Below are 4,455 nucleotides of genomic sequence, written 5' to 3'. Positions count from 1 at the left end.
ACAAAGTAGTTGTCCTTGCTCTTCATGTTCACATTGCAGAAGCAGAACAGCGACGACACCAGAATCACCGACACCGTAAACAGATGAGTAAATTCCGGCAGGTCGATGTAGCGGTAGATAAACAGCGCCGGAATGAACACGTAAGTCAGGTAATCAATCACCAGGTCCAGCACCGAGCCGTCGAAGCTTGGCAGTACCGTGCTGACATTCACCCGTCGCGCCAGGGAACCGTCGACGCCATCGACCACCAGCGCCAAGCCCAGCCAGAGCAGGCAGGCCTTGGGCGAGTTTTCCAGCAGTGCCAGGGTGGCCAGGAAGGCCAGCACCACGCCGGTGGCGGTAAAGCCGTGGGCGCCCCAGGCTTTGAGTCTGGCTACATGCAGGGTCGATATCACGGGCGGTTCTCCAAAAGGTCAAACAGGGCAGCCGACAGCGTAACGCCGTCGAGTCTGGCCAGGGAATGCAGGTATCGACCGGGAAGTGTGGGATAAGGTTCACCGCCCCGGTGTATCACTTAGCGTAGCAAGCGTAGGACGTTTCGGCATCAACCCTGACGGAACACCAATGCCTTCAAACCGCTTTGAGGGTCAATATCCGCAAATTCCGGCGGGTTTTGCAGGCGCTCCACAAAACGCAGGCCCGGCGCTTCACGGGTCACGCCGTCAATCAGGAAGTCTTCGCCGAAGGCCGGGTCGTTCATGCACGCCAATACCGTGCCCTGTGCGGTGAGCAAATCCGGCAGGCGACGCAGCACGCGCTGATAGTCTTTGGTCAGCAGGAAACTGCCTTTCTGGAACGACGGCGGATCAATGATCACCAGGTCATAAGGACCACTGTTAGTGACCTTGGCCCAGGACTTGAACAGGTCGTGGCCCAGAAACGTGACCTTGCCCAGGTCGTGACCATTCAGGCGATGGTTGTCGCGGCCCCGGCTCAGGGCGCCACGCGCCATGTCGAGGTTGACCACGTGGTCGGCGCCACCTTCTATGGCCGCTACCGAAAACCCGCAGGTGTAGGCAAACAGGTTCAGCACGCGCTGACCCTGAGCCTGCTCCCGCACCCAGTTACGGCCGTAGCGCATGTCGAGAAACAGCCCGCTGTTCTGTTTTTTACCCAAATCAATCAGGTAACGCAGGCCGCCTTCGGTGATGGTCCGCTCGTCGACGGGCTCGCCTGCCAACCATTCGGTGGTGCTTTGCGGCAGGTAACGGTGTTGCAGGGCGACGGTGTAGGCGCTGAGCTGCGTGTGCAACAGCTGTTTCAGGGCTTCCAACTGAGCGGCCTCGGGTTCCTTGAACAGCGAGACCAGTATCACGCCCTCCAGCCAGTCCACGGTCAGTTGCTCCAGGCCCGGCCAGCATCGGCCACGGCCGTGGAACAGGCGGCGGGTTTCGGCTGGCGGGTTGGCCAGGGCGGTGAGCAAGTGAGCGTGCAAGGTAGCAAGTGCGTCTGGGTTCATCGTTGAGCGTCGGTCATTGAGCGGGCGGCATTTTAAACACAATTGCGAGGTTTCAGGGCGCACGAGCACAACGTGCTGGAGAAAGATGGATTGGCAGTGATTCATGCTCAAAATCGTGGCCGGCGCGCCTGATAACAGGCAAAAAATCCTTCTGCGCCGACATAAACTGGAAAAAAAGCCCGGAGGTGCCCATGAACGGTTTTGCGAGTGCAGTGAATCACACAGCCTTGGATCAGGCTGAATGGGACGAGTGGCGCGACGCCCTGGCTTCACTGGTTGCCAACGCCGGGCCTGCCCGGGCCCGGCAGATCCTCGACCTGCTGGCCCGCGAAGGCAGTGCACCGCACATCGACTGGAAACCCCGCCACGGCACGCCCTATATCAATAGCATCAGCGTTGAACAGCAACCAGCGTTTCCGGGCGATCTCGCCACAGAAGAACGTTTGGCCTCGCTGGTGCGCTGGAATGCCCTGGCGATGGTGGTGCGCGCCAACCAGGCCTATGGCGAGCTGGGCGGTCATATCGCCAGCTACGCCAGTGCGGCGGACTTGTTCGAAGTGGGCTTCAACCACTTTTTCCGCGCCCGCAATGAAAGCTTCGGCGGCGACCTGGTGTTTTATCAACCGCATTCCGCTCCCGGCATCTATGCGCGCGCCTTCCTTGAAGGTCGCCTGACTGAAAACGACTTGGCGCACTATCGCCAGGAAATCGGCGCGGCCCAGGTCGTTGGCGGCGGCGGGGAAGTGACACGCGGGCTCTCCAGCTACCCGCACCCGTGGCTGATGCCGGACTTCTGGCAGTTCCCCACCGGTTCCATGGGCATCGGCCCTATCAGCTCGATTTTCCAGGCGCGTTTCATGCGCTACCTGCAGCATCGCCATTTGCTCGACACCACCGACCGTCACGTCTGGGGCGTATTCGGTGACGGCGAAATGGACGAACCGGAAAGCATGTCGGCGCTGACACTCGCTGCCCGCGAAGGCCTGGACAACCTGACCTGGGTGGTCAACTGCAACCTGCAGCGCCTTGATGGCCCGGTGCGCGGCAATGGGCGGATCATCGACGAACTCGAAGCCTTGTTCGCCGGTGCCGGCTGGCATGTGATCAAGCTGGTGTGGGGCTCGGACTGGGATGCCTTGCTGGCTAACGACCGTGATGGCTCGTTGGTGAATACTTTATCGAACACCGTCGACGGCCAGTTCCAGACCTTCGCCGCCAAGGACGGCGCCTATAACCGTGAACACTTCTTCGGCCAAAACGAGGCCCTGGCCAAGCTGGTCGAAGGCATGAGTGATGAGCAGATCGACCGGCTCAAGCGCGGCGGCCACGATATGGTCAAGATCCACGCGGCCTACCACGCCGCGCGCCGGGTCAAGGGCAAGCCCACGGTGATCCTGGCGCAGACCAAAAAAGGCTTCGGCATGGGCGAGGCCGGGCAGGGCAAGATGACTACCCACCAGCAGAAGAAACTCGACCGTGAGGCGCTGATCGCCTTTCGCAATCGCTTTCAACTGCCGCTGACGGACGAACAGACCGAATCGCTGAGTTTCTACAAGCCCGCTGACGACAGCCTGGAGATGCGTTACCTGCACCAACGGCGCCACGCACTGGGCGGGTATGTGCCAAGCCGAAGCCAGGTGGCCGCGCCCGTCAACGTGCCGCCGGTCGAGGGTTACGCCGGCTTCGCAACCACGGCGGCGGGCAAGGAGATGTCCACGACCATGGCTTTCGTGCGCATGCTCACCCACTTGCTCAAGGACAAGGCCCTCGGCCCGCGCATCGTGCCCATCGTCGCGGATGAGGCGCGCACCTTCGGCATGGCCAACCTGTTCAAGCAGATCGGTATCTATTCCAGCGTCGGCCAGCGTTACGAGCCGGAAGACATCGGCTCGATCCTCAGTTACCGCGAAGCCACTGACGGGCAGATTCTGGAGGAGGGCATCAGCGAAGCCAGCGCCATCAGTTCCTGGGTGGCGGCGGCCACCAGCTATTCGGTGCATGGCCTGCGCATGTTGCCGTTCTACATCTATTACTCGATGTTCGGTTTTCAGCGCGTCGGTGACCTGATCTGGGCCGCCGCCGACCAGCGTGCCCGCGGTTTTCTGCTGGGCGCCACGGCCGGGCGCACCACGCTGGGCGGCGAAGGCTTGCAGCACCAGGACGGCAGCAGTCATCTCACTGCCGCCACCGTGCCCAATTGCCGCGCCTACGATCCGGCGTTCGCCGGTGAGTTTGCGGTGATCCTCGACCACGGCATGCGCCAGATGCTGGAGCACGATGTGGACGAGTTCTACTACGTGACCCTGATGAACGAAAACTACCCGCAGCCAAGCCTGCCGCAGGGTGTGGAAGCAGCGATTATCAAGGGCATGTACCGCCTTGAAGGTGCGCTTGACGCCCGCGTGCGCTTGCTCGGTTCCGGCACCCTGGTGCGCGAAGCGCAGGCGGCGGCGCAGTTGCTGGCCGAGGATTGGCAGGTGGCGAGCGAAGTGTTCAGCGTCACCAGTTTCAGCGAACTGGCGCGGGAAGCGCGGGAAGTGGAGCGCTGGAACCGACTGCACCCGCAAGAGGCTGCACGGGTCAGTCATCTGGCAGATTGCTTGCCGCAAGGCGCGCCGGTGATTGCTGTGTCTGACTACGTGCGGGCAGTGCCGCAGATGATCGCGTCGTACCTGGATTCCAGCTACACCGTGCTGGGCACCGACGGTTTCGGGCGCAGTGATACGCGGGCGGCGCTAAGGGATTTCTTTGAGGTGGACCGTCATCACATTGTGCTGGCTGCACTGACGGCGTTGGTGGCCCAAGGCAGCCTGGCGCGGGAGGTATGTCAGCAGGCGATTGAGCGGTATGGCTTGCAGGCTGAGCGCGATCCGTCCTGGATTTCCTAACCGATAAATAACAAATGTGGGAGCTGGCTTGCCTGCGATAGCCATAAGTATCTACACAACTTTCAAGGCTGAAAAATCTCCCTGTAGTGAGCGGGCTTGCCCCGCGCT

Annotated in this window: 3 protein-coding genes; 1 reads left to right on the top strand and 2 read right to left on the bottom strand. The window is 61.5% G+C overall.

The annotated features are described in order from the left end of the window. On the bottom strand, positions 1-395 hold a 395-nt coding region (locus WBB95_RS20575; RefSeq protein ID WP_424489255.1), incomplete at its 3' end, for a CDP-alcohol phosphatidyltransferase family protein. 149 nt (positions 396-544) lie between these two features. Then, positions 545-1,459, bottom strand: coding sequence for a class I SAM-dependent methyltransferase (locus WBB95_RS20570; protein ID WP_424489254.1), 915 nt, complete (start codon positions 1,457-1,459; stop codon positions 545-547). Between the two features lie 191 nt (positions 1,460-1,650). Here WBB95_RS20570 and mdeB point away from each other — a divergent pair, with 191 nt between their 5' ends. Then, positions 1,651-4,347 (top strand): alpha-ketoglutarate dehydrogenase, encoded by a 2,697-nt coding sequence (gene mdeB, locus WBB95_RS20565; protein WP_424489253.1) that lies wholly within the window; start codon positions 1,651-1,653, stop codon positions 4,345-4,347. The last annotated feature ends 108 nt before the right edge of the window (positions 4,348-4,455 follow it).

This window comes from Pseudomonas sp. (assembly GCF_049645325.1).
In the GTDB taxonomy this organism is placed as follows: Bacteria; Pseudomonadota; Gammaproteobacteria; order Pseudomonadales; family Pseudomonadaceae; genus Aquipseudomonas.
The sequence above is the reverse complement of the archived record's forward strand: the minus strand, read 5'-3'. Positions and strand labels throughout refer to the sequence as shown.

Excerpts from the sequence above, each read along its gene's own strand:
- mdeB (WP_424489253.1), top strand. The coding sequence starts at position 1,651 with ATGAACGGTTTTGCGAGTGCAGTGAATCACACAGCCTTGGATCAGGCT.
- WBB95_RS20570 (WP_424489254.1), bottom strand. The coding sequence starts at position 1,459 with ATGAACCCAGACGCACTTGCTACCTTGCACGCTCACTTGCTCACCGCC.